Raw genomic sequence first — 25,669 nt, 5'->3', positions numbered from 1 at the left:
AAACCTTCATGAAACAGAACCTCGGTACCAGCATCGCAACCATCCTGACGGTCATCGGCCTGATCGGATTCGCGACCCTGGCCCCCAATGCTTTCCAGCTGCTGCTCGATGCCATCAAGGTCAACGTCATCGGCAACCTGGGCTTTATCTTCACCTACCCCGCGTTCGCCGTCTCGGTGGGCTTTGTGATCCTGATGTTTACACCCCTTGGGCGCCTGCGTTTCGGCACGGGCCCGGCGGAGTTCTCCACCCTGAGCTGGCTCGGGATGCTGTTCGCCACGGGCATGGGGATCGGCCTGCTCACCTGGGGCGTACTGGAACCGCGCTACCACGTCGAGGCCGGCCAGAGCACCGATCAGGCACTGCTCTATGCCTTCAACCACTGGGGCCTGCTGGCCTGGGCCGGCTACCTTGCCATCGGCGTGATCTTCGCCCACGCCATGTACAACCTGAATATCGCCAAACCCGCCGAGACACTGCTGGGCGGCGGTTTCCTCAGCAAGCTGAACCTGGTCAGCCTGGTGGTTTCGACAGTCATCGGTCTTTCACTGACCTTTTCCTACGCGGCCACCCCGCTGCAAAAGAGCGTCTCGCAATACCTGGGGGCCGACGTCAGTACGACCCTGATCATTGTGCTGCTGTCCTGTTTCGCCATTGCCTCCAGCGCCTCCGGCCTGAATCGCGGCATCAAGTGGCTGAGCAACTACAACACCCTGCTCGCCGTCGGCCTCATGCTCAGCGTCTTCCTGCTGACCAACCCGGGCGAGATCCTCGCGACCTTCGCCCGGCTGCTGCCCGAATATATGGTGAGCTATCCGGCGATGGCCACCGACATCGGCCTGGGTGACCCTGAGCGCAAGGTCTGGCTCGCCGACTGGCTCTATGCCTTCGAGGCATCCTGGTACGGCTGGTTTGTCTTCACCGGGATCTTCATCGCGCGCATTTCCAAAGGCCGCACGCTGCGCCAGCTGGTGCTCGGCGTGATGCTGGTACCCAGCCTGTTCTCCTGCCTCTGGTTCACCGTCTTCGGCCTGGCCGGGCTGGACACAGGCTCCGCGGACGTTTTCACCCTGATGACCACGCTGGACAGCTACGGCATACTCTCGGCCATCCTGGCGCTCAACCTCCTGCTGTTCTTCGTCACCAGCGCAGATTCGGCCGGGCTGGTCTGCGAAATGCTCACGGTGCCACGCTCCCGTGCCTTCTGGATCGTCGCCATGGCCGCCCTGGCCGTCGTCATCAACTGGCTCGATGGCGACATCTTCAAGGTCATACTGACACTGATCTCGGTCGCCGCCATTCCGGTCGCCTTTGGCATCTTCGCGATCGGAGCGGCCTTCCTCCTGCGCCTGCGCCGCAACAGGAACGCCAGCCAGCTTGATCAACCGGCTGATATTCCTGCATCCAGCTAAGCCCTGAGCGCCGCTTGTCCCTGCTGCACGGGCAGGGCAAGCGGCGCAGGTGGTTAAAAAGCCGTTATTGGTAAACCGGCAGCTTTCAGCCGTAAGCTGACAGCTTACGGCTGAAAGCTCTAAGCGCCTCTCTCCCTTGAACCTCCCACCTGCTTTCACCTCGCACCTCGCACCTGCTTTCACCTAGCCTCTCGCCCTTCCCGCTGTCGCAAACAGGCTCGTCTTATCCAATCGCGTCAGCAGGAAAATTTGATCGCTTAAAGGCAATTAAGATTCGAATTTGGGCAAAAATATCCTATTCATCCGCGTAACTTTAAGCACAAGCCGGGCGTGCCCGGCGCGACAACAACATACTTCAAGAGCCAGAATTGCCATGAATCAGGACGTCATCATCACCTGCGCCGTTACCGGCGCCGCCGATACCGCCGACCGCAGCCCCCACGTACCGGTCACGCCGAAAGAGATCGCCGATGCGGCCATCGAGGCCTGGAACGCCGGTGCCGCCATCGCGCACATGCACGTGCGTGATCCCGAAACCAAGCAGTGCTCCCGCCGCCTGGACCTGTACGCCGAAGTCTGCGAGCGCCTGCGTGCCGCCGACTGTGACGTCATCATCAACCTGACCGCCGGCATGGGTGGCGACCTCTATGTCGGCCCCGAGGAAAACCCCACCGCCTTCTGCCCGGAAACGGACCTGGTCGGCGGCCTGGAGCGCCTGGTACACATTGAAGAACTCAAGCCCGAGATCTGCACCCTGGACTGCGGCTCGGTCAATTTCGGTGACAGCAACCTGGTGTACATCTCCACACCGGACATGCTGCGCAAGGCCGCGGCCCGCATTCAGCAGCTGGATGTCACCGTCGAGCTGGAAATCTTCGATACCGGCAATCTCTGGTTCGCACTGCAGATGATGAAAGAAGGCCTGATCGACGATAACGCCATGTTCCAGCTGTGCCAGGGCATCCCCTGGGGCACGCCGCCGGAACTGAGCCTGCTCAAGGGCATGGTCGACATGCTACCGGCCAACACCAACTGGACCGCCTTTGCCCTGGGTCGCAACCAGCTGCCCTGGGCCGCGCAGTCCGCCCTGCTGGGCGGCCATATCCGCGTCGGTCTGGAAGACAACCTCTACCTGGGCAAGGGCGAGTTTGCCACCAACGGCCAGCTGGTCGAGCGCGCGGTGAATATCGTGCAGAACATGGGTTCACGCATCCTCAGCCCCGCAGAAGCCCGCCAGAAACTGCGCCTGCGTGGCACCCAGTAACGCCAGGCACTGCTGAACCATCCCACACAGAATCATCGGGTCCGCACGCATCACAGGCCGTGCCGGACCCACTTCGGAGCAAAACTGATGAATCGTCCTCTTCCGACTGAAGTCACCAAAGCCGGTGTTCTTGGCACCGGCGTTATCGGCGGCGCCTGGGCGCTGCATTTTTTGAGCATACCCGGGTAAATGGTCATGGATGTCGTTACCTGCGCCTTTAGAACCCACGAAAAACTGCGACCACACCGTACTCAGCTAGATCTGGAGAATTAACCATGACACGTCCCAATCCCAATCAAGTCACCAAAGCCGGTGTTCTTGGCACTGGCGTTATCGGCGGCGCCTGGGCGCTGCATTTTTTGAGAATGGGTATGGACGTGGTCGCCTATGATCCCGGCCCCAACGCCCGCGAAAAGCTGCTGGCCATGGTGGATCACATCTGGCCCACCATGGTGAAGCTGGGCCTGCGTGAGGGCGCAAGCCCGGATCGGCTGCGCTTTGCCGACAGCCTGGAAGAGATGGCCACCAGCGTGCAGGTCATTCAGGAAAGCACCCCGGAAAACCTCGATGCCAAGCGCGCCCTGTTTGCAGAGCTCGATCGCGTGGCACCGCCGGAAGTGGTCATCATCTCCAGCACCTCCGGCTTTGCCATGTCCGACATGGCGGTGGAAATCCAGCACCAGGCCGAGCGTTTTGTCGTCGGCCATCCGTTCAACCCGCCCTACCTGGTGCCTTTTTGCGAAGTCTGCGGTGGTGAGCGCACCAGCCAGGACGTGGTCGACTGGACCGCCGCCTTCTACGAGGCAATCGAGAAACAGGTGGCCAAGATGGACAAGGAGCTGCCGGGCTTTATCGGCAACCGCCTGCAGGAAGCCCTGTGGCGCGAAGCCCTGCACATGGTGGCCAACAATGAATGCTCGGTGGAGGACATCGACAAGGCCATCGCCTACGGTCCGGGGCTGCGCTGGGCCATCATGGGTCACTGCCTGACCTATCACCTGGGCGGTGGCCAGGGCGGCATGGCGCACCTGCTGGATCATTTCGAGGAATCCCTCAAGGAGCCCTGGACCCGTCTCGACGCCCCCGAACTGACACAGCAGCTCAAAGACGATATGGTGGCCGGCTGCCTGACCCAGGCCAACGGCGCCAGCATCAATGAACTCATCCAGGAGCGGGACGACTGCCTGATCCGCATCATGCAGACGCTCAAGGAATACCGCGACGAACACGGCATCCGCCGCTAGCAGCCTGTCGGGCTTGACCGATCGTAGCGAGGGAATGGCCGTTTTGAGGCAGTTTTTGGGCTCTTTTGAGGCGAATAGTGGTTCTATTTAACGAAGAGGAGTACAAAAAATAGCCAAAATCGGCGTTTCCGCAGTAGATCAGCGTTAAGCCCGACAAGCTGCTGCACACGGGCGCAACGCGCAGGCCTCTACCCTGCCGTTGCGCCCTGTCCGACAACTTTCAGGAGATTGCTTATCCGTTTAGCACAGTACCTAATTCGCATCATGACTTTCCGGAGACATCCCCAATGTCGATAGAACAACAACCTGATAATGGCAGTACCATTTTCAAGGCCGACCTGATCACCCGCCATGGCCTGTTCAAGGACATGCACAAGGGCATGACAATAAGCGCCGCCGCGCTGGTACTGGCCTTCGTTCTCTTTACCGGTACCAATTCAGAGCTGGCCAGCAGCATCTTTGGCAGCGCCCGCAGCTGGATCGAAGCCACCTTTGGCTGGTACTACCTGGTGACCGTGGTTTTCCTGATCATCACCTGCTGCTACATCGTGGTGAGCCGCCACGGCCAAACTCGCCTGGGCGATGACGACAGCCGCCCCGAATTCAGCAACTTCGCCTGGTTTTCCATGCTGTTTTCCGCCGGTATCGGTATCGGCATCCTGTTTTTCGGCGTTGCCGAACCCATTTTCTACCTCGATAACAGCGGCGCCTTCGGCTACCCCAACAACCCCTACGCCGACATGGCCGGTGCCACCGCCATTGGTCACGACCGCGCCGTCGATGCCCTGCGCGTCACCTTCTTCCACTGGGGTTTCCACGGCTGGGCGGTGTACGTCATCGTTGGCCTGTCACTGGCCTACTTCGCCTATCGCAAGAAACTGCCGCTGGCGCTGCGCTCGGCGCTTTACCCCTTTATCGGTGATCGCATCTATGGCCCCATCGGCCACGCCGTTGACCTGCTCGGCGTGCTGGGCTGCGTTTTCGGTGTTGCCACGTCCCTGGGGCTCGGTGTCAGCCAGATGTCCGTGGGGCTTGAGCGCCTGATCGGCGTGGACCCCGGCATCAACACCCAGCTGACGCTGATCGCGCTGATTACAGTGATTTCGATCCTGTCCGCCATCTCTGGCGTCAACCGCGGCATCAAGCTCATTTCCGAGTGGAACATCATCATCTCGATACTGGTGATCGGCTTCTTCCTGTTCGGCGGCCCGACCGCCTGGCTGCTGAGCCTGTTTGCCGAGTCTTTGGGCGACTACCTGGCCAACTTCGTGCAGATGGGGCTCTGGTTCCCGGCAGAAGAAGGCCCGGCCAGCTGGCAGAACGGCTGGACCGTGTTCTACTGGGGCTGGTGGCTGGCCTGGGCGCCCTTCGTTGGCCTCTTTATCGCCCGTATCTCCAAGGGCCGCACCCTGCGCGAATTCGTGCTCGGCGTGCTGCTGGTCCCTACCCTGGTGATCTTTGTCTGGCTCGGCATTTTTGGCGGCACCGCCCTGTGGCAGGAACTGAATGCCGCCAACGGCCCGGGCACCGCCGGCCTGATCGACCTGGTGAACGCCTGGAACCTGCCGGCGGCACTCTTCGCCAGCTCCGATGGCATTGCAGGCGACGGTACCCTGGGCTGGATCATCTCGGCACTGCTGGTGTTCCTGCTGATGAGCTGGTTCGTCACCTCATCGGACTCCAGCACCCTGGTGCTGACCACCATCCTGTCTTTGGGCAACGATGAGCCGCCGCAGCTGTTCCGCATCTTCTGGGGTATCATCATTGGCCTGGTGGCCGCCGTACTGCTGCTCGCGGGAGGCCTGAGTGCCCTGCAAACCGCACTGATGGCCGCCGCCCTGCCGCTCAGCCTGGTCATACTGGCCATGACCTTCGGCGTACTGAAGTCACTGTGGCAGGAATCGGGGGTGCTGGGCACTGCACGCCCGGCCTCCCAGACCAACTGACTCTGCCCGGGTCTGCGCTACGCAGCGCGGACCCGCTTCAGGACCATCCATGGCAACAACTTCATTCACCAGGACTGCGGCGCCGGCAAGCCCGGCGCCCGCAGCGTCCATCCTCCATCCCGATGATGACGGCACTATCACCGTCTCCTTTCTGCTGTTACCGGAATACGCCATGGTGTCGCTGCTCTCGGCCATAGAGCCACTGCGCATCGCCAACCGCCTGGCAGGCCGGGAACTCTATCGCTGGCAGTGCCTGAGCGAGAACGGCCAGGCCGTCACGGCCAGCAACCAGATGGCGCTGCAGCAGCACCTGGACATGCGCACGGTCGAGCCGCGCAACCTGTTCGTCAATGCCAGCTTTCATCCCGAGCGCCACCGGAGCCCGGCGCTCATCGACTGGCTGCGTCGCCTTCACCGGCGTAACAGCCTGCTGGGTGCACTGGACACCGGCTGCCACCTGCTGGCCCGGGCGGGCCTGCTCAAGGGGCATCGGGTCACGCTGCATTGGGAAGCCATACCGGCGTTCCAGGAAACCTATCCCGATATCCTGATCAGCCCGGAACTGTTTGAAATCGGACGCAACCGCATCACCTGTGCCGGCGGCAACGCTGCCACCGACCTGATGCTGCACCTGATCCAGCAGCACGCCGGCACCGCCCTGGCACTGCAGATCTGTGATCAGTGCCTGAAAAACGGCATGCGGCCGGCTTCGGACAGCCAGCGTATCGGCCTGCCACGCCAGTTCAACATCCACCACCCGCGCCTGATCCGGGTGCTGACCCTGATGGAACAACAGCTGGAAACGCCGCTGACACCGGCACAGCTGGCTCGCAGCGCCCATATCTCGCTGCGTCAGCTGGAACGACTGTGTCAGCAGTTTCTTGGGGTCTCACCGTCGGCCTACTACCTGAAGCTGCGCCTCGAACGGGCGCGGCAGCTGCTGTGCGAATCGGATCTTGGAATTGCAGAGGTTGGGATTGCCTGCGGCTTCGTCACCGCCTCGCACTTCTGTCGCAGCTACCGGCGTCATTTCGACATGACGCCCGGCGAGCAACGCCGCGTAGGTTGGGTTAGCCCCGCAGGGGCGTAACCCAACACCGTATCAACAAGCCGTAAGCCGTAAGCCGTAAGCCGTAAGCCGTAAGCCGTAAGCCGTAAGCCGTAAAAGCTTATAGCTGACAGCTGCAGATTAAAGGCTGCGTTCCAGCACCCGGATGCGCGACAACAGCTCGTCACGATCCACGTAGCAGCCCTGCAGGTGGCGCTGCCCCTGCTGCAGATCAAAGGCACGGCGGGCATGCAGCACGCGGCGGTTGTCGAACACCAGCAGATCGCCGGGGACCAGGCGGTACTCGAACTGGAATCGTGCCTCGCGGGTCAGACGGATAAAGGTGCTGTAGGCACGGTAATGCCGTACCACCTGGTCGGCCGGAATATCCAGCGGGCCGCGCAGGAAGTTGGCAAAGCGCACCTCGATCACCGTGCCCTGGCCATCGAGCACCAGTGCCGGCCCGCGAAAGCGATAGTCACTGTTGCGATCCTTGTTGTAGAAATCCATCGGCAGGGTGCTGAGCGCCTCGAAATCATCGGGATACTCCTGGCGCATATGCTCGGCGATGCGAAAGCCATCCACCAGCATCGACTCGCCGCCGCTGGCATCATTTTCCAGGCAGTGCAGGAACTGCAGCCCCGGTTGCAGCTCGCGGGTCGGCAGGTCGGTATGCAGTGGCAGGCGCAGCGTCGTGTAGGCGGCCGTATTGGCATCGGGCTTGGAACGCACATCGAAAAGGGTGCCGAAGTTGGTTTCGCGGATAAACGAAATGCGCTCGGCCACCTGTTTCAGCGTGCCCGGCGTGGTGTCGGTATTGCGCAGCAGGGAAATACCGCTGTCACGCAGCTGGCGCAACCAGCGCAGCAGCACGGTATCGTCCTGCATCATGTCGCTGTAATCGAAGCTGGGCAGGCGGGCTTCGATGGCGGCCTTGTCCCAGATTTCGGGCTGCCAGTGGCGCGCCGCACGGGCCTGCTCGCTGTAGCAATGGGCCCGCAGCCAGCCAGGATGAAAGCGGCTGCTGTGACCGTCCCCCTGCCACTGGATCTCCAGGTAACCGTCGCTCAGCCGGGCCGTTTCCGGCCGGATGGATAGCGCCACATCGCAGATTTCGAACAGCTGTTCCCGCGTCAGCGACGACACGCATTGCGGACAGGGGCAGTTGTCCCGCAGCCACAGGTAGTGAAATTCGCTCTCGCGACCATCCTCCCAGGCAAGGCGCAGTGAGTCTTCACCGGGTTCGATGCGCAAGGGCCGGTGGGTCACGGGGTAGCTGCTGTAACCGGCGGTTTCAAAGGCGGCAGTATTGTCGATCATGTCTGTGTTCCTAACCTCGTTGCAGCTGCCTGGCGACAGCCTTGCCACGATATTAAGACGAAGCACCCTGGCCTGGATGGCACTCAGGCGACATTGCATGGCCCCAGCCCGACAACTCGACACAGGTAAAACCGACGGAACTGAACCGGCCTGGCAGCGCTTGCCAGACGAAGAGACAGCAGCTGCCTCTATACTGTGGGCATGCTCTGCGTAACCAAAGGCCCCTAGCGATGAGATCCTTGTGTTTGACACTGGTCGGTGGTGCACTGCTTTGCGGCAGTATCGCCACGAGCAATGCCACCCCCTGGGAAGCGGTCAACCGCCCCTCATCACAGGCATCGGCGAGTATCGGCCAGTACACCAATGGCTGCCTCAGCGGTGCGCAGCAGATGCCCGTTCGCGGAGAGGGTTTCCAGCTGGTGCGCACCGCTCGCAATCGTCACTACGGCAACCCGGCCTTGATAGGCTTCCTGACGGATTTTTCCAGCGCTGTGGCGCAACAGGGCCTCGGACGCCTACACATCGGAGACATGTCCATGGCCCGCGGCGGCCCGTTCAGCTCAGGCCACCGCAGCCACCAGATCGGCCTGGATGTGGACATCTGGTATTCACAGGATCAGCGCTCGCTCACTCGCCCCTTGAGCGAGGCGGAGCGCGGCACTATTGCCGCAAAACCGCTGGCAGATGCGCAGGCGCACCGCCTGGTCGAGCAAAACTGGAACGCCAATATCCCGCGCATACTGCGCCTGGCATCCGAAGATCCGAAGGTCGCGCGAATCTTTGTCCACCCCGCCATCAAGCGCCAGCTGTGCAGCCTTGCGGGCAATGACAATGCCTGGCTGCGCAAGATCCGCCCCTGGTGGGGCCACAACTACCATTTCCATGTGCGCCTGGCCTGCCCCGCCGGCGACAAGAACTGTATCCCCCAGCAACCCGTGCCACAGGCGCCCTGCGGCGCAGACCTGGACTGGTGGTTCAGCGACGAGTTTTACGCGCAGCTGCGCGGCACGGCACCGCCACCGGCAAAGCCCACGCCAAAACCAAAGCCCAAACCGATGCCGCAGCAATGCACCCAGGTTTTACGCGCACCCTGAGCGCACAGCAGACGCTACTTTAAGGAGAATAGTGGGCTATTTAACGAAAAAGGGAACGGAAGCCCCCTCTTGACAGGATAAAAATTGGCTTTTCGTACGACTGCATGAATGCAGAAGGCAGAGCAAAGCCAGGTGCCCGAGCCGAGTCGGTCAATGCCAAGGTCGTCGGTCGCAGAGTTTAAGTCAGTGCGGTTTCGCAGGGTATTAATGAGCCTGCGAATTGTTCCGGGCGGCGTTCCGTCCTGTGGCGGTTCGCTGCCATGTCCCATTGATCACTAAATGAAAACACCTGAATCAATATTTACAAGCTATATCCCTGCAGCTTGCCTTGTGGGCAGCCTGCTAGGCCATTTGGTTACCACCGCTCTTTTTCGCCCGGTACATGGCCATGTCGGCGGCGTTTAACAGCTCGGTGGCGGTGTTGAAGTCGTGTTGACCGTCCAGGGTGGCCATGCCGACTGAGGCGGATAGAGAAATGCTGGTATCAGCCTTTGTCGGGTAGCGATTATTTCTGAACGCCTCGACAATACGGGCACCGATAATTTTGGCTCCCTTGGTATCGCTGCCGGGCAGTATTAGCACAAACTCTTCGCCGCCGAAGCGAAATACGGAATCCTGCGAGCGAATATTCGACTTAAGAATATTGGCGGCAAACCTTAGCACCTGGTCGCCGAAGGCGTGACCGAAGCTGTCGTTAATATTCTTGAATTTGTCCAGGTCGATAAACAGCACGCTCAATGGCCAGCCATTTTTACGCGACTGGAGGAATTCGTCCTTCAGGATATTATCGAAATGACTACGATTCCAAACCCCGGTTAAATGGTCGCGACGGGTGGCTTCTTCTAGTTGTTCCGCACGCTCTTCTGCGTCTTTCAGCCTTATCAGGCTGTGCTCAATCTGCTCAGAATTGTGCAAGCTCCGGATCAACGTCACTTCCTTGGCGTGGGACAGCAGTCCATCGTTGCATTGGCCATCGATCAGGCTCATGTTGAAGAGTTCTTCAATGGCCGGAATTTCGGCGGCGGTAGCGTCCAGCACCGCTTCTAAACTGCCGCTGAGATTAGAGCTCGGATCATCGGCCTGCGACGGGGGCCGACCGTCAGCGGTCATAAAACCATCGGCGATGCGCCCGGATAGAGCAATGCAGTCCGCCAGGGTGGTGACGTCACAGAGGCTAAAGGCCGGGCTCAACTGGTGACTGGCGCTGACCGCTTCCGCCAAGTGGGCAGGAAAGCTCCAGCGCTCCAGCAACCAGGCGCCGACCGAGGCGTGATCGTGGCCCAGTTGCTGCATTTCATGGGCCAGCAGTTCATCATGATTGTTGCGCCCCTCTGCAGACGGCGGATAAAAACCGTCAAGCGCCTTATCCAGCACCGCCATGCCGATATCCTGCAGCAACGCCGCCAGGAAAGCATCTTCGGGAGAGACCTCGCTGGTTTCAGCAGCGAGAATGCGCGCAGCGATGGATGCCAGCAGCGATCGACGCCAGAAGCGGGTGTAGTCAAAAGCCTGTTGTTGATTGTCTGACAGCGAAGAATACAACGAAAAGCTGAGCGCCAGCATCAGTGTGGAATTCAAGCCCATTAACATCACCGCCTGTCGCAGGTTACTGCTCTGGCGTCGCTGGCCGTAAAGCGGGGAGTTGGCGATGCGCAGCAGCTTGGTCGCCAGGGCTGGATCCATGCCGACAACATCGGCTACCTGTCCCATGGTTGCCACGGGATTCTGGGCCAGATCCAGTATTTTGGCAGCCGCTGCAGGTAATGTAGGGAGCTCACAACACCTTGAAAGTTTTTCTTCCAAAAGCGGAGATAACTGGCTCATCCGTTCGCCTTGCACTCATCTGATTCTGTCATCACTTTACCCCAGCCTTGGTCGATAACCAATCGCCACATGACAAGACCTTTACTCCGGATTGTTCATCAACCCTCAGCCAGCCCTACTTTGGGCCATGCAGTACCTGCTTGTCGAAAACACCAACAGCCCTACTCTATATTCTGGATCTGTTCGCGCATCTGCTCGATCAGTACCTTGAGTTCGACGGCGCACTGGGTGGTGTCGGCGACGATGGATTTTGAGGACAGGGTGTTGGCTTCGCGGTTCAGTTCCTGCATCAGGAAGTCAAGACGACGGCCCACCGGTTCTTTCTGTTTAAGAACGCGGCGCACTTCCTGCACGTGGGTATCGAGACGGTCGAGCTCTTCGTCCACATCCGCCTTTTGGGCCAGCAGCGCGATTTCCTGCTCGACGCGGGTTTCATCCAGCTCGGCCTGCAGTTCGGCCAGGCGGTTACGCAGGTTGTTGCGCTGCGTCGCCAGAATCTCGGGCAGACGCCCCCGTACCTGCAGCACCACCTTTTCGATATTTAGCAGGCGCTGCTCTATCAGCGAGGCAAGCTCGGCGCCTTCGCGCTGGCGCCCCTGGGCCAGGTCGGCCAGTGCCTGATTGAAGAGCGTCAACGCCGCTTTCTTCACCGCATCCATATCGAGTTCGCTTTCCAGCAGCACACCTGGCCAGCGCAGCACCTCCAGCGGATTGATCGGCTGCGGGTTGCTGACAAGCGTGCCGAGCTCTTCGGCCACCGCCACCAGCTGCGCGGCGTACTGGCGGTCGACACTCAGGGTCTGCTGCTGGGTTTCCGGCACGAAACGCAGCGTGCATTCAACCTTGCCGCGACTCAGTGCCTGGCGCAGTTTTTCCCGCAGGGGACCTTCAAGCTCACGCAGGCTGTCCGGCAGGCGCAGGTGCGGTTCGAGGTAACGGTGATTTACCGAGCGAATTTCCCATACCAGGCTGCCCCATTCTCCCTGGGTCTCCTGGCGGGTGAAGGCCGTCATACTGCGTGTCATGTGGTCCGATCTCGATTAGAATTGGCTGTTCGAGTCATTCTAACAGCCTGGCCTGCGTCACTACACCGCCGGGCTCTCTCCAAAGTTGAAGGTAACAGATCACCATGAGTTCGAGCATCTCCGACCAGCTGCAAGGCCTGGGACTTAAAAAACTTCGCCCGAGCGGACGTCAGCCTGATCAGATGCGTGATATCAAAATTACGCGCAATTTCACCAAGCACGCGGAAGGATCGGTGCTGGTTGAATTCGGCGATACCAAGGTTCTGTGTACCGCCAGCGTTGATCGCGGCGTGCCGCGCTTCCTGCGTGGCAGCGGCCAGGGCTGGGTGACCGCCGAATACGGCATGCTGCCCCGCTCCACCAATACCCGTACCGATCGTGAGGCGGCGCGCGGCAAGCAGGGCGGCCGTACCGTCGAGATTCAGCGTCTGATCGGGCGTTCCCTGCGCGCGGCACTGAACCTGAAAAAGCTGGGTGAGAACACCATCACCATCGACTGCGATGTGCTGCAGGCCGACGGTGGCACACGCACCGCCTCCATTACCGGTGCCTTTGTTGCGCTGCAGGATGCCATTAACGTGCTGAAAAAAGACAAGCACGGTGCCATGAAAGGCGACCCTGTTGCGCACATGCTGGCCGCGGTCTCCGTCGGCATCTACGAAGGTGTCCCGGTACTGGATCTGGACTACGCCGAGGACTCCAAGGCCCACACCGACATGAACGTGATCATGACCGGCAGCGGCGGCTTTGTCGAAGTTCAGGGTACGGCGGAAGGTGCCACCTATTCCCAGGACGAACTCAACGCCATGCTGGACCTGGCGCGCAAGGGTATCAGTGAACTGATCGAAGCACAGAAAGCGGCGCTTGCTGGCTAAGCGTGCCATTGCAGCATCGCAATAAAAAAGGGAGCCCTGCCAGGCTCCCTTTTTTGTGACTCTGAACTTGCCAGTGCATCGAGCCACGATGGGCTCTGTCCGGCAAAATCACTAGCCAATGTTGTAGTCGATAATAACCGGTGCGTGCTGCGAGAACTGCTCGTCACGGTAGATACGCGCCGCCTTGACGTTGTTGCGCAGGTTGGCGGTAGTGATCTGGTAATCCAGCCGCGCCCCTTCGTTCAGGCTCCAGGCACGGTTATAGTCCGGCCACCAGCTGTACTGCCGCTCCGCCTTGTTGGCGCGGCGGAAAGCATCGACAAAGCCCATGTCATCCAGTACTTCTTCCATCCATTTGCGTTCCTGCGGCAGGAAGCCCGAAACGCTCTGGTTGGCGTACCAGTTGCTCAGGTCGACAGGCTTGTGGGCGATATGGAAGGTGCCGGCGAAAATGAAATCACGGCGCTTGCGCAGTGTTTTCTTCAGGTGGCCCATGAAAAGTTCCATGTACTCTTCCTTGCGCACCTGGTCTTCCGGGCTTTTCAGGCCGGGAGGGATGGACATGGACGCCACGCTGACCTTGTCGAAATCTGCCTGGATAAAGCGGCCATGAAAATCGCAGAGCTCAAAGCCCAGCCCTGTCATGATCGCTTTGGGCAACTCACGGGTGTAGATCGCGACACCGCTGTAGCCGTCTTCGAACGCATCGAAGAAGAACGCATGGTATCCCTTGGGATGGTAACGCTCGTCATCGAGCTGGTATTCTTTCGCGCGCAGATTTTGCAGGCACACTACGTCAGCGTCCTGGCGAACCATCCAATCGAAAAAACCTCTATCAGTAGCCTGTTCAATACCCTGAGTATTGAAGGTGATGACACGCATGTCTGTTTGATCCTGTAAAGCGCGCGAAAAAGCGAATGTCTTGAAACAAAGAACGAATTGTATAGCGTAGCGACTGAAATTGAAATTTCTGCAGGCCTTAATCGCCATAGAGTGCAGCCAAAGGCGCTGATATCATAGGCGCCGACCAGTTTTCAGTGCGGAGAGCCCCATGCAGGACTACCAGAGAGCCTTTATCGAATTTGCCATCGAGCGCGGCGTGTTGCGTTTCGGCGAGTTCACCCTCAAATCCGGCCGGACCAGCCCCTATTTTTTCAATGCAGGCCTGTTCAACAGCGGTGAGGCACTGGCGAAGCTGGGACAATACTATGCGGCGGCGATCGAAAACGCCGGCATACCCTTCGATGTACTCTTTGGACCTGCCTACAAGGGCATCCCCCTGGCCACCACCGCGGCGGTGTCCCTGGCAACCGATTTCCAGCGCGACGTGCCCTATGTCTTCAACCGCAAGGAAGCCAAGGCGCACGGTGAAGGCGGCAGCCTGGTGGGGGCAGAACTCAAGGGCCGCATCCTGATCATTGATGATGTCATCACCGCCGGTACGGCTATCCGCGAAGTCATGCAGATCATTCAACAGGCGGGCGCGACACCGGCAGGCGTAGTCATTGCACTGAATCGCATGGAACGGGGCCAGGGCGAACTGTCTGCCATCCAGGAAGTGGAACGGGATTACGCTATGCCCGTCGCCAGCATCGTGACCCTGAACGATGTGATTGCCTACCTGCAGGAGAAAGGCGGCATGGAAACCGAAATCGACGCCATCCTGAACTACCGCAAAGCGTATGGCATCGAGGGCTAGGGGCTATTGGCGTTTGGAGGATATGTCCTGCCGGGACTGTGCTCGCACAAGACAAGGCGCGAATTGCGCGGTTTGGTTGTTCCAAATAAGCGATGAGCAACGCCGTATTGTGCGAACACAGCCCCGGCCCGTCAGGGTTGCGCTGCATAACCCCTCATACGGCTTCAGCGAACTTGCAAAGGGAACCACCCTGAGCGGCGTCCGCTTCATTGTCTGAGGGATTTTGCAGAGCAACAGAACGCATCCCCAAACGCCAACAGCCCCTAAACCCCTGATTTAACAATTATTCACGTTATCCGTTGACAGCATTCCAACTTGCGTGTCTAATTGGCCGCCGTTGTGCCCGGATAGCTCAGTCGGTAGAGCAGAGGATTGAAAATCCTCGTGTCGGTGGTTCGATTCCGCCTCCGGGCACCACCTTACTTGAAAGCCTCGCTAGAAATAGTGAGGCTTTTTTGTGTCTGGACGTTTTGCGGAGGCTCCATCGAACCAAGGTCCGATTACTCGCTACATCCATGTAGCTCACCCTACGGGTGATCGCCGCAAGCGGCGATATGCCAAATTGCTCCCGGCAATTTGGTCCGCCTCCGGGCACCACGCTGCCTGTATACGTCAGGAAGCCTCGCTAGAAATAGTGAGGTTTTTTGTGTCTGGACGTTTTGCGGAGGCTCCATCGAACCAAGGTTCGACTGTTAGCCACATCCCTGTGACTAGCCCTGCGGGCTTACGCGCAAATTTGTTCCCGAAAATTTGTACTCACACCATCCCTAGTGTTCACCCTGCGGGTAATCGTCGCTGCGCTCCGATATGTCAAATTGCTCCCGGCAATTTGATCCGCCTCCGGGCACCACGCTGCCTGTATACGTCAGGAAGCCTAGCTAGAAATAGTGAGGCTTTTTTGTGTCTGGACGTTTTGCGGAGGCTCCATCGAACCAAGGTCCGATTACTCGCTACATCCATGTAGCTCACCCTACGGGTGATCGCCGCAAGCGGCGATATGCCAAATTGCTCCCGGCAATTTGATCCGCCTCCGGGCACCACGCTGCCTGTATACGTCAGGAAGCCTCGCTAGAAATAGTGAGGCTTTTTTGTGTCTGGACGTTTGGCGGAGGCTCCATCGAACCAGGGTTCGATTGTTAGCCACATCCCTGTGACTAACCCTGCGGGCTGACGCGCAAATTTGTTCCCGAGAAATTTGTACTCACACCATCCCTGGTGTTCGCCCTGCGGGTAATCGTCGCTGCGCTTCGATATGTCAAATTGCTCCCGGCAATTTGATACTCACACCATCCACGGTGTTCGCCCTGCGGGCCATCGCTGCACGCAGTGATGTTCCAACTCGTTCCCGACGATTTGGTACTCGCTACATCCATGAGCTCGCCCTCCGGGCACCTCTCACTCATCCGTTAATTGGCGAATATTCGTCACCTGATCGTAGCCGACACCCCAATTATCAGTACTCACCTCGTCGATCACGACAAAGGTGGTTTTCGGATTTTTATTAAGTACATCCACTAACAATTGAGTGGTGCCTTTGATAAGCGCCTGCTTTTGTTCCTTAGTGACATTTTCATCGGTTACTTTAATATTAACGTAGGGCATAGTTTTTCTCTTTTATAGAGGATGTTAGGCTAGGCTGACTTTTTCGTTACGTTCAATATTGTTTTTTCAAAATACTCAACTGAACTAGAACCGCTAACCAAGGTGGTTTCATTAAAAATAAATGCTGGCACGCCGGGTAGCTTTAATTTCTGCACACGTTGTTTTTTAAGCAGTAGCTGTTGATTTATTTTATTCGATATCAGCACCTGTTCTCCTTCTGATCGATCCAGACCCAATTGTTCAACAAGATCCAGTAGTACTTGAGTATTGCTGATATCCAGGCCCTGTTTAAAATAAGCATCAATCATCAGTTCATTCATGGCCTGTTGTCTGTTAAAACCTTCGCACCAGTGCATCAACCGGTGCGCCTTATTACTATTGTAATAGCGGCTTCGCTTAGAGAAATCGATACAAACACCGGCTTGTTTAGCCACCGCTAATAAATTTGTGCGATAGTCATTCCGTTTTGATTGACCCCATTGGTTACGGCGCCCAAGATGATCGTCAATATCCTCACCCTTTGGCCCAATATCAGGATTAAGTTCATAGGGCAAAAAATTGATACAGGCCTCAATGCTCAGATTTCGAAGCGCTTGCTGCAGGTTTGCATATCCTATTGGGCACCAAGAACATACCAGATCGTGGACCATTTCTATCCTTAGCGCTTTCATGGAACATCTTCCTGTAAATCAGAGTACATTTTGTTGACGACTAACCAACGCCCGTTTTCTTTCAGAAGACCCAAAAAATCAACATAGAAGTGCTCAAATAGCGGGCATTCCAGTTTCACCATCGCCTGGTCTTTTATGATTTCAATGGAAAGGAGTTTGAAATCATAAGGCCGCCCTTGCTGGTCAGGTACAGGTCGACTGGCGACAGCGTCAAGCCACTGGTCAAGACTACGTCGTAATCCAGGCGCTTTAAGAAACGCATCCGGATGAAAAATGGCTCTTAACTTCGATACCTCGCCATAGTGCAAGCCATCAAAATAGTCCCGTACAAGGGTCATCACTGAATCAAATTCTTTCGAACCGAAATCACCCGTATATGCCGTATTTTCCATGCGTGCTCTCTCCTATCGCAGTCAGCCTTGAGCGATTAATCGTGAAGATCAGTAGGTAATCGCTCTAAGCCGCTGATTGGCGCTGTTCGGCAGTAAGAGCACGTTGAAAGCTGGTCATTGCCTGTACCGCATCCACCATTTTCCTGGTGTTATGCCCCAACGGGATCTCGACGGGAAAGCTTGCTCCCCAGCGGGAATATACCGTCAGCATAATATCAGCAGCCGAAGGCTGATCACCGCCAAGAAAATCTTGCGTAGCCAGTTGCTGCTCCACGACCTGCCATAGACTGGTAATAGCCTGAGCCGCCGCCTCGAAGGATGATTGTTTGACTTTCTCATCGGCAATGTACTGATCGATAAAAAATAAACGGCCATAGGCCGGATGCATCGTGGCATTGGAAAACATAATATCTTGAATTGCTTGTTCACGAGCCGCGCCTGCGGAAGGCAGCATGGTATTCTGATGTTTATTGAGCAGGTATAACATCACAGCCGCTCCTTCCAGTAATGTTTTGCCGTTATCGACAAGTACCGGAACCATACCGGTAGGATTGATGGCGTTAAAGTCACTCACCTGCTGCTTGTTAATTATTTCAACAGCTTGACCCAGTTGGTGGATAACCACTTGAGTAGCCAGGGAGCATGCGCCGGGAACATAGTAAAGCCTGTACATTGTATTGCCCTCGTTATTGATTTAATCAGTGATTAAATCGTTGGTATGCGTACCGCTTGAAGCGATGACTAAAGACGACATGACAAAGCTTAGGGCTTTTGTTTATGCACATATATAACTATAATAAAAACCAGCTGTTCTCTATATGGAAACAATCTTTTGTTTTTCTTGGATGAAACCCCTTTATGGATAAACTACGAGCGCTTCAACTATTTGTACGTCTGGCTGATTTGGGAAGCTTCACTCGAGTGGCAGAGCAGACAAACTCATCCAAATCAATGATTAGCAAGGAGATCAGCCGTCTTGAAGATGCACTGGGCGCTCGCTTGCTGCATCGTTCAACACGCAATCTACAGTTGACACATGTGGGTGTGGGGTATTTGCAACGAGCACGGGAAATACTAGAAAGGCTTGATGAAGCAGATAATTTTGTGCAAGACCTTCAGCAGCATCCCCGTGGTAAGCTGAAAATCAATGCACCAATGGCGCTAGGCCTCGTTGATTTATCAACATTATTCGCCGATTTTATGCAGTCTTACCCAGACATTGAGCTAGACATTCACTTGGGAGATGAGAGTGTTGACCTGGTGGAACAGGGTTTTGATTTGGGATTTCGGGCATCCAGTCGTCCAATCGACTCGAATTACGTCGGGCGCCCACTGACTCGTTTCAAGTACAGAGTCTGTGTGGGGCCCGAGTATTTAAACAACCACCCCGCTATTAACTTGCCGCGGGACCTGGAAGAACATAACTGCTTTGTATACAGTTATTTCCAGGGAAAAAATATTTGGCCCATTGAAGACGGTGTCGCCATTCAAGGGACATTGCGGGTTAACAGTACCATTTTCATGATGGAGGCGATTAAGCGAAATCAAGGCGTTGGGTTTATTCCGGACTTTGTTTGCCGCGAGTCGTTTGAAAAGGGAGAGGTTGTTGAAGTATTGGGGGATTTTAACAAACCCAATCTAACGCTCTACGCCCTGTACCCTGCACGACATTTTGTACCCTCAAAACTCGTCCAGTGTATAGAGTTCCTTGAGCAGTGGTTTTCTAATAAACAGTGAGAAAAAGATGGTACTGGATCGCCTCCTCATCATCACCATTATTAACCCGGCGGGTTAATACATGAAACGGGGATGTTTCATCATTGGCCGCAGGCCAATGCGAACCCCATCCCTTCACCCGAGAGAATCCAGCACGTACACGCACGTGCGCCCATTCTTCAATGGTGAAAAGTGTGGGGTGACTGGCGAATAGGGAGGGCAACCTATTTGCCTGCCAGGTTAATAAGACCAGTCTACCTGCAAATGCACAAACCTGATCCAAGCCCCGTTCATGCCCTATACCGCCAGTTCCATCAGGCCGCATCCGACAACGGGGGGATGACACCCTCTGTAACCGCAGCGCCTTTGCCTGTGTGTCTGATAAACAGTCCCAGCGCGACCAGCAGCAAGGCCGTCACCGTCAGGATGTCATACATCAAACTGAGTGAACCGGTTGCCTCACGCAAGTATCCCGCCAGCAGGTTACCCAGGGTTCCGCCCATGCCAAAGGTCACCATGCACACACCATTGATTTGCATGGTTGCGGTGGAGCCGTAGTGCTGGCTCACCCAGCCGGCAACAATGCCCCACATCGGAAAGTACATCAGCCCATAGCCAAAGCCTGCCAGCAACGCCCAGCGCGCCGGGTCAAACATGAAGGCCAGGAGCCCAAGGGCAAAGCCGCTGAAGATCACTGTAAACGCGGTGCCATGGCCTTTGTGATCTGCCAGCTTCCCGATCAGAAGCCCGGCGATCATTCCTGTAATGCCAACCACGGTCCAGGTATAGCCACCCAACGCTGCAGGAAGCCCTCGCTCGTCGAGATAGAGGTTCAGCCAGGCTGAGAATGGCATGGCACTAAAGCCCACCAGACAGCAGATGAGGCAGGCAAAAAAAGCCGTGCGCTCACGCAGGATAACGGCCAATAGCTGGCGCGCAGGTATTGCCTCAGCCCCTGCAACGGAAATTACGTTAGCTGCATCGGTATCGAAAGATGCCACCCCGGCGGGCGCAAGCCCTCGCAACAAATTCCAGCTCAGTATCAACGCCAGGACGCCGACACCACCTGCGATAACCCAGCCACTCTCCCAGCCAAGATGCGGTACGACAAGCAGTATCAGCAAACCGTTGATGCCGTAGCCCCAGGCGGTACCACTGGAAGCGCAGGACATGGTGGTTGAACAGCTGGCCTTGTTGGCATAGCGGCTGATTATTTCCACGATCGTGCCCCAGCTGATCGAAGCACTGGCCGCCAGGATCACCAGAGCCAGGGTGATGTGCAACGGATCACGCAACTGCGACATCAGGAACAACAAGCCGGTAGTAAGGCTTGTCGTCACCAAGGCCAGACGAACCGTACCAATACGGTGCCCGATGAGACCGAGCAGCAACGCACCCGCGAGGTAGGACAGCTGTGTCAGCGCCCCTATGCTGGCCAACTGCCAGTTGGATATCGCAATAGACTCCCGCATCAGGGGCAGCAACGCGGCAAACAGAAAAACACCAAATCCATGACTTACGACCTGATTCAGGCCAAATACTGCTGCCATGCGCATGCTGCACTCTCCCTTACAGCCCCAGGGGCCCGGTAATGACTAATCTGATTAGCCGCTACCTTAGATGCTTGCCTTTATTCAGTAAATCGACAAATATTGATAACCTCGTTCAATATTGTTGATAACTGAAATGCCCGAACTACCCATAGGTCTGCTGCGCACCTTCGCCGTCACCGCGCAGACATTAAACCTCACCGCCGCCGCCGGGCAGCTGCATCGCGCACCCTCCACGATCAGCATGCAACTGAGCCGACTGGAGTCCCTGGTCAATACCGAGCTGCTGGTACGCGGACAGCATGGCGTACGACTGACACCAGCAGGCGAGCAGTTGCTTGGCCATGCTTATCAGCTGCTGAACCTGCATGATCGCATTCTGGGTGCATTCCACAACGTGGATATCAACGGCAAGGTGCGCCTGGGTACTCACGATCAATACGCGACGCGCTCCCTCACCCCCATTCTGGAGGCCTTTGTACTGTCCTACCCCGAGGCGCAACTGGAGGTCATCTGCGATCACCGCCCCCAACACCTGGTAACACTGCTAAACGAGGGAAAGCTGGATATCGCACTGGTGGAAATGCCGGCGCAGTCCGAGGGAGGTCTGCGACTGGCCCCGGATGAACTGGTCTGGGTTCGCTCGCCTGTGCACAATGTTCACGAACGCGACCCCCTGCCACTCGCCGTCTTCGTCGAAGGCTGCTTTCACAGGGACTCCGCCAGCCTTGCATTACAACAAACGGATACAGCCTATCGAATTGCGTTTATCAGCCAGAGCCGCGCCGGAGTACTTGCGGCGGTAAGGGCAGGTATAGGGATCGGTGTGATTCCGCGCTCAACACTGGAGCCCGGCATGGTCATTGTAGAGTCAGGCCTCCCTCCGCTGCCGAAGACCGACACAACTCTCTTCGTCGCAGAGGACACTAACGAGGCTACGCAGCGTCTCGCGCAAACTATCAGAGAGAGTCCACAGTTCTCGTCATCTGGTCAGCCCCCTTTGTCGGAAACACACGCTGCCCAAACCGTAAATTTGAACGCCCTGTAGATGCCCGGATGGGTCTGTGAATAACACTTTGTGCATAAATTGACGCTCGATTCAGGGGATAACTGCTCACAAAAAGCCTGCACAAGCCTGTGAGTAACCTGATGAAAAGTATCGGTAAACTGTCGCCAAGCACCGTAATTCAAGGGGAGTGATATTCTGATCAGCAATTGTACCCAGAGCCTCAACAACCCGGGATCAACGCTGCCATTTGTTATCCACATCCATCTTATGCACAGAATGCACACACTCTGTTTAGGCAGCCGGCGCTTACAAACTCTCAGCCATTCCAGTTAGCACAGCGGTGCCCGCTGGATCATCAATGACTTTTCACAGCCCTACAGCGGACTTTAGGACTTTTTCCTATAGAGCTTTCCCGATATAAGTCCATACTGTGTGCATGAGGATTCAGACGGATCTGATGGTTGCAAGGACGCAACCAGCTCGGCAAGGATGCCAGGAGCACCTCACTTTTACACCCTCGAGCCAAGGATGGTTCGGGGGCGTTTTTTTATGTGCGATCGAAAATTCTCATTTTCTCATTACAAAGCCATGTAGCTGATACAGCGCCCGCCTATCGCTTTCCGGTCATCCACAGCTTGTGACTGCAACTCTCCAGCCCTTGAACTCTGTGGCGTAACAAACATGCCTCAGCAACCCCACGCGACATAGCACCCGAACATCGCATCGCTCTGGCCGCCAAGAGGAAAAGCCTGCTGCTGGCCACAAAAAAGCAGCTCCAAACCCAGGTGGCGCACCCTTTGCCTCGAGTCCGCGTTTAGCTGCTTACGATACTGCTGACCAGTGTTGCACACCAAGCGGACGCGTAACTGTGGCTCCAGGGACACGACGCTGGCGATGGTCTACAAGCTGTTGGAGTCGGCACAGAAAAACTGGAAACGGATCAAGGGATTTATTCTGTTGACCCTCGTGGTCAACAACGTGAAGTTCAAGGATGGTGAGCAAGTACAAGATCAATCAGACAGGAACGCCGTAACCGGCCGGCGATCACACCTTGCCAGCCGGCGCTTTCCAGTTATGCGGCAGCAACTCCCCGATGGCACTCGCTTTTTGGGTTGGCAGTCGGGCGAGCACGTCTTTCAGATGCGCATAGGGTTCATGTCCATTCAGCTTGGCGGACTGGATCAGGCTCATGACTGCAGCAGCGCGCTGGCCACTGCGCAGCGATCCTGCGAACAGCCAGTTCGAGCGCCCGAGCGCCCACGGCCGGATCAGATTTTCCACCCGGTTGTTGTCGATCGGCAATGCCCCCTCATCCAGGTAGCGTGTCAGGGCGGCCCAGCGCTTGAGGCTGTAGTCCAGCGCCTTTGCAGTCGCTGTGCCATCCGGCACTTGCAGGCGATGGGCCTGCATCCATTGATGCAGTGCGTCCGCGATCGGGCGGGCACGGGCTTGTCTCAAGGCCTGCCGTTCAGTGTTGTTCAGTGACCGCGCCTCGCGCTCAACCTCATACAGCTGCTTGATGTACTCGACAGCCTGAGCGGCGATCTGGCTCATGCCCGCCACATGCAGCTCGACGAACTTGCGACGGGCGAGCGCCATGCAGCCCACCTCGGTGATGCCGTGCTTGAAGCTCGCCTTGTAGCCGCCGTAGTCGTCACAGACCAGTTGGCCTTGCCAGTCACCCAGGAAGTCGCGGGCATGCTGACCGCCGCGCCCGGGTGCGAAGGCGTAGATCACGGCGTTCAGGTCTGAGTACGGCGTGCTGGCATAGGCCCAGATGTAGGCCTTGTGGGTTTTCTTCTTGCCCGGCGCCAGCATCGGCACCGGCGTTTCGTCGGCGTGCAGCACGGCCTCCTTGAGGAGGGCTTCGCGCAGTGCGTCGATCAGCGGTTGCAACTGCACGCCGCAGCGGCCGATCCACTCGGCCAGGGTCGAACGCGGGATGGCAACACCAGCACGCCCAAAGATCTGCTCCTGTCGATACAACGGCAGGTGGTCGGCGTATTTGGCGATCATCACCTGGGCCAGCAGACCGGTGGTCGGGGTGCCCTTGTCGATGATGTGCGCCGGCATCGGCGCCTGGGTCAGGGTTTCGCAGGCATCACAGACCCACTTGCCGCGGATATGGCGTTCAACCGTGAAGACGCCGGGTGTGTAATCGAGTTTTTCGCTGATGTCTTCGCCGATGCGTTTCAGCTGGCAGCCGCAGGCGCAGTTCTCAGACTCAGGTTCATGACGGATCTCGGTACGGGGCAGTTCCGGCGGCAAGGCGGCGCGTTTGGGCTGGCGTTTGGTCGCCGGCGCAGGCGTGGTTTTCAGCTGTTCAAGCTCCGCCTCAATGGCGGCGATGTCGGCACTGATGACCTCATCGAGTAGGCTGATCTGAAGCACATTGAGGTGCTCACTGCGCTGACCATACTTGTGGCGCTTGAGCAGGGCCAGCTCATGGGTCAGCTGCTGATTACGTAACTCGCTGCGCTGTATGACTTGGTCGCGCTGCTGTATCACCTGATCCTGCTGCTCAACGCGGGCCATCAGTTCAGTGGCCAACTGGCGCAGTTGTTCGGGTGAAAGCTGTGAGAGGTCAGGTGTTGAGGTCATGTCCGGCAGTGTGCCAGAGCCCGCTCGCTCTGGAGTTATTGTCAAATCTGGTGTATGACGTCAGGCGGCGTTCCTGTCTGATTGATCTTGTACTTGCTCACCATCCTTGAACTTCACGTTGTTGACCACGAGGGTCAGCAGATTAAATCCCTTGATCCGTTTCCAGTTTTTCTGTGCCGACTCCAACAGCTTGTAGACCATCGCCAGCGTCGTGTCCCTGGAGCCGCAGTTACGCGTCCGTTTGGTGCGCAACCTTACCGTGGCGAAAGTCGATTCGATCGGGTTGGTGGTCCGGATATGCACCCAGTGTTCTGCCGGGAAGTCGTAGAACGCCAGCAGCTCTTCCCGGTCCTTGGCCAGGCAATCCATGGCTTTGGGATACTTGCTACTGAACCGGGTCAGCGTCCGATCAAATGCCACCGTGGCCGCGTCACGCGTCTCGGCCATCCAGATATCGTGCAGCGCTTCTTTCACTTTGGGTTGCATGGATTTGGGCAGCTTGTTCAGTACATTCGCCGTCTTGTGTACCCAGCAGCGCTGGTGCCGGCTGGCAGGATACGTTTTGGTCATCGCTTTCCAGAACCCCAGCGCGCCATCGCCAATCGCCAGCTTCGGCGCGGTTTCCAGGCCACGCTCGCGCAGACCCAGCAGTAACTCCTCCCAGCTTGCCGTCGACTCCCGGTAGCCGTCTTCAACCGCAACCAATTCCTTGCGGCCGTGCTCGGTGACGCCAATGATCACCAGCAGGCAGAGGCGATCATCCATCCGGACGTTGCTGTGCACGCCGTCGGCCCACCAGTACACATAGCGCGAGTTCGCCAGGTCCCGTTGCCGCCATTGCTGGTGCTCTTCGAGCCATTGGCTCTTGAGTCGGGATATCGTATTGGCCGATAGCCCCTTGGCCTGATCGCCCAGCAGCGCGGCCAGTGAGTCCTGAAAATCTCCAGTGGAGATGCCCTTCAAGTACAGCCAGGGCAACAACTCCTCGACACTCCGGGCCCGCTTCAGGTACGGCGGCAGTAGCGCGCTGTTGAATCGAATCCCGGAACCGCTTCGGTCCCGCACCTTGGGCACCTTGATCTCGACATCACCGATACCAGTCTGGACGGTACGTTCAGGCAAATAGCCATTGCGAACCACGGCCTGGCGGCCATCTGGGAGCCGGGATTCGGCGTGCTGATTCAGAAGCCCCTGAAGCTCGGCTTCGACGGCGTGTGCGATCAGTTCACGTGCCCCTGCACGCAACAGCTCGGTCAGCGGATCTACTGCCTGTGCCTCTGGTTGTGAAAGAGCCCTCAGGGTAAAATCGGTCATGGCGTATCACCTCTGTTGATTGAGATCTTGGTCGTGATCAATCAACAGGATACGCCATCCCTC

At 57.4% G+C, this 25,669-nt stretch carries 21 protein-coding genes, 1 tRNA gene and 1 pseudogene; 12 read left to right on the top strand and 11 right to left on the bottom strand.

Annotated features, from left to right (window positions below; translation table 11 throughout):
- The first annotated feature begins 8 nt into the window (after nucleotides 1-8).
- The 5 genes from KDW95_RS17020 to KDW95_RS17000 all read left to right on the top strand — a co-directional run bounded on the left by KDW95_RS17020 (nucleotide 9) and on the right by KDW95_RS17000 (nucleotide 6,956).
- Complete coding sequence (locus KDW95_RS17020; protein WP_255852999.1) at nucleotides 9-1,412, top strand: BCCT family transporter; 1,404 nt, start codon at nucleotides 9-11, stop codon at nucleotides 1,410-1,412.
- A gap of 373 nt (nucleotides 1,413-1,785) precedes the next feature.
- Entirely contained in the window at nucleotides 1,786-2,676 is an 891-nt protein-coding gene (locus KDW95_RS17015; protein WP_255852998.1) for a 3-keto-5-aminohexanoate cleavage protein, read from the top strand.
- A 275-nt stretch (nucleotides 2,677-2,951) separates the two neighbouring features.
- Nucleotides 2,952-3,920 (top strand): 3-hydroxyacyl-CoA dehydrogenase NAD-binding domain-containing protein, encoded by a 969-nt coding sequence (locus KDW95_RS17010; protein WP_255852997.1) that lies wholly within the window; start codon nucleotides 2,952-2,954, stop codon nucleotides 3,918-3,920.
- 287 nt (nucleotides 3,921-4,207) lie between these two features.
- Nucleotides 4,208-5,866, top strand: a complete 1,659-nt coding sequence (locus KDW95_RS17005; protein WP_255852996.1) for a BCCT family transporter — start codon at nucleotides 4,208-4,210, stop codon at nucleotides 5,864-5,866.
- A gap of 49 nt (nucleotides 5,867-5,915) precedes the next feature.
- Complete coding sequence (locus KDW95_RS17000) at nucleotides 5,916-6,956, top strand: GlxA family transcriptional regulator (RefSeq protein WP_255852995.1); 1,041 nt, start codon at nucleotides 5,916-5,918, stop codon at nucleotides 6,954-6,956.
- Nucleotides 6,957-7,055: 99 nt separating this feature from the next.
- Here KDW95_RS17000 and KDW95_RS16995 read toward each other — a convergent pair whose 3' ends face one another.
- A complete protein-coding gene (locus tag KDW95_RS16995; RefSeq protein WP_255852994.1) occupies nucleotides 7,056-8,234 on the bottom strand; it encodes a gamma-butyrobetaine dioxygenase in 1,179 nt (392 codons plus the stop codon).
- A 245-nt stretch (nucleotides 8,235-8,479) separates the two neighbouring features.
- Between KDW95_RS16995 and mepA the strand changes: the two genes are divergently transcribed.
- A complete protein-coding gene (gene mepA / locus KDW95_RS16990) occupies nucleotides 8,480-9,328 on the top strand; it encodes a penicillin-insensitive murein endopeptidase (protein WP_255852993.1) in 849 nt (282 codons plus the stop codon).
- Between the two features lie 342 nt (nucleotides 9,329-9,670).
- Here mepA and KDW95_RS16985 read toward each other — a convergent pair whose 3' ends face one another.
- Both KDW95_RS16985 and KDW95_RS16980 read right to left on the bottom strand, forming a co-directional pair.
- Complete coding sequence (locus KDW95_RS16985; protein ID WP_255852992.1) at nucleotides 9,671-11,152, bottom strand: GGDEF domain-containing protein; 1,482 nt, start codon at nucleotides 11,150-11,152, stop codon at nucleotides 9,671-9,673.
- Nucleotides 11,153-11,313: 161 nt separating this feature from the next.
- Nucleotides 11,314-12,177 carry a YicC/YloC family endoribonuclease gene (locus KDW95_RS16980; protein WP_255852991.1) on the bottom strand — a complete coding sequence of 288 codons (864 nt, stop codon included), beginning with the start codon at nucleotides 12,175-12,177 and terminating at the stop codon, nucleotides 11,314-11,316.
- Nucleotides 12,178-12,281: 104 nt separating this feature from the next.
- Here KDW95_RS16980 and rph point away from each other — a divergent pair, with 104 nt between their 5' ends.
- Nucleotides 12,282-13,052 carry a ribonuclease PH gene (gene rph / locus KDW95_RS16975; RefSeq protein WP_255852990.1) on the top strand — a complete coding sequence of 257 codons (771 nt, stop codon included), beginning with the start codon at nucleotides 12,282-12,284 and terminating at the stop codon, nucleotides 13,050-13,052.
- 111 nt (nucleotides 13,053-13,163) lie between these two features.
- Here rph and KDW95_RS16970 read toward each other — a convergent pair whose 3' ends face one another.
- Nucleotides 13,164-13,934: an exodeoxyribonuclease III gene (locus tag KDW95_RS16970; RefSeq protein WP_255852989.1), complete on the bottom strand. Its 771-nt coding sequence runs from the start codon at nucleotides 13,932-13,934 to the stop codon at nucleotides 13,164-13,166.
- Nucleotides 13,935-14,103: 169 nt separating this feature from the next.
- On the opposite strand from KDW95_RS16970, the gene pyrE reads away from it, so the two are divergent.
- Together pyrE and KDW95_RS16960 are read left to right on the top strand one after the other, a co-directional pair.
- Nucleotides 14,104-14,751: an orotate phosphoribosyltransferase gene (gene pyrE / locus KDW95_RS16965; RefSeq protein WP_255852988.1), complete on the top strand. Its 648-nt coding sequence runs from the start codon at nucleotides 14,104-14,106 to the stop codon at nucleotides 14,749-14,751.
- Between the two features lie 341 nt (nucleotides 14,752-15,092).
- Nucleotides 15,093-15,168, top strand: a tRNA-Phe gene (locus KDW95_RS16960).
- 978 nt (nucleotides 15,169-16,146) lie between these two features.
- Here KDW95_RS16960 and KDW95_RS16955 read toward each other — a convergent pair.
- The 4 genes from KDW95_RS16955 to KDW95_RS16940 form a co-directional block, all read right to left on the bottom strand.
- The gene (locus tag KDW95_RS16955) at nucleotides 16,147-16,353 is read right to left on the bottom strand and encodes a tautomerase family protein (protein WP_255852987.1); all 207 of its coding nucleotides are present in this window, start codon (nucleotides 16,351-16,353) and stop codon (nucleotides 16,147-16,149) included.
- Between the two features lie 29 nt (nucleotides 16,354-16,382).
- Nucleotides 16,383-17,024 carry a DsbA family oxidoreductase gene (locus KDW95_RS16950; RefSeq protein WP_255852986.1) on the bottom strand — a complete coding sequence of 214 codons (642 nt, stop codon included), beginning with the start codon at nucleotides 17,022-17,024 and terminating at the stop codon, nucleotides 16,383-16,385.
- Entirely contained in the window at nucleotides 17,021-17,416 is a 396-nt protein-coding gene (locus tag KDW95_RS16945) for a nuclear transport factor 2 family protein (RefSeq protein WP_255852985.1), read from the bottom strand. Before KDW95_RS16945 ends, KDW95_RS16950 begins: the two co-directional genes overlap by 4 nt.
- 64 nt (nucleotides 17,417-17,480) lie before the next feature.
- Entirely contained in the window at nucleotides 17,481-18,089 is a 609-nt protein-coding gene (locus KDW95_RS16940; protein WP_255852984.1) for a glutathione S-transferase family protein, read from the bottom strand.
- A 185-nt stretch (nucleotides 18,090-18,274) separates the two neighbouring features.
- Here KDW95_RS16940 and KDW95_RS16935 point away from each other — a divergent pair, with 185 nt between their 5' ends.
- Entirely contained in the window at nucleotides 18,275-19,153 is an 879-nt protein-coding gene (locus KDW95_RS16935; RefSeq protein ID WP_255852983.1) for a LysR family transcriptional regulator, read from the top strand.
- Nucleotides 19,154-19,446: 293 nt separating this feature from the next.
- On the opposite strand, the gene KDW95_RS16930 is transcribed toward KDW95_RS16935, so the two are convergent.
- Nucleotides 19,447-20,688 (bottom strand): MFS transporter, encoded by a 1,242-nt coding sequence (locus tag KDW95_RS16930; RefSeq protein ID WP_255852982.1) that lies wholly within the window; start codon nucleotides 20,686-20,688, stop codon nucleotides 19,447-19,449.
- A 130-nt stretch (nucleotides 20,689-20,818) separates the two neighbouring features.
- Between KDW95_RS16930 and KDW95_RS16925 the strand changes: the two genes are divergently transcribed.
- Both KDW95_RS16925 and KDW95_RS16920 read left to right on the top strand, forming a co-directional pair.
- Nucleotides 20,819-21,730, top strand: coding sequence for a LysR family transcriptional regulator (locus tag KDW95_RS16925; protein WP_255852981.1), 912 nt, complete (start codon nucleotides 20,819-20,821; stop codon nucleotides 21,728-21,730).
- An 804-nt stretch (nucleotides 21,731-22,534) separates the two neighbouring features.
- A pseudogene (locus KDW95_RS16920) lies at nucleotides 22,535-22,720 on the top strand (IS256 family transposase); the annotation flags it as partial.
- A gap of 15 nt (nucleotides 22,721-22,735) precedes the next feature.
- Here the strand turns inward: KDW95_RS16920 and tnpC are convergent.
- Together tnpC and KDW95_RS16910 are read right to left on the bottom strand one after the other, a co-directional pair.
- The gene (tnpC, locus tag KDW95_RS16915; RefSeq protein ID WP_255852980.1) at nucleotides 22,736-24,292 is read right to left on the bottom strand and encodes an IS66 family transposase; all 1,557 of its coding nucleotides are present in this window, start codon (nucleotides 24,290-24,292) and stop codon (nucleotides 22,736-22,738) included.
- A gap of 60 nt (nucleotides 24,293-24,352) precedes the next feature.
- Complete coding sequence (locus KDW95_RS16910; RefSeq protein ID WP_255852692.1) at nucleotides 24,353-25,606, bottom strand: IS256 family transposase; 1,254 nt, start codon at nucleotides 25,604-25,606, stop codon at nucleotides 24,353-24,355.
- Nucleotides 25,607-25,669: the final 63 nt, after the last annotated feature.

The sequence above is a fragment of the Marinobacterium rhizophilum genome (assembly GCF_024397915.1).
Taxonomy (GTDB): domain Bacteria; phylum Pseudomonadota; class Gammaproteobacteria; order Pseudomonadales; family Balneatricaceae; genus Marinobacterium_A; species Marinobacterium_A rhizophilum_A.
The sequence above is the reverse complement of the archived record's forward strand: the minus strand, read 5'-3'. Positions and strand labels throughout refer to the sequence as shown.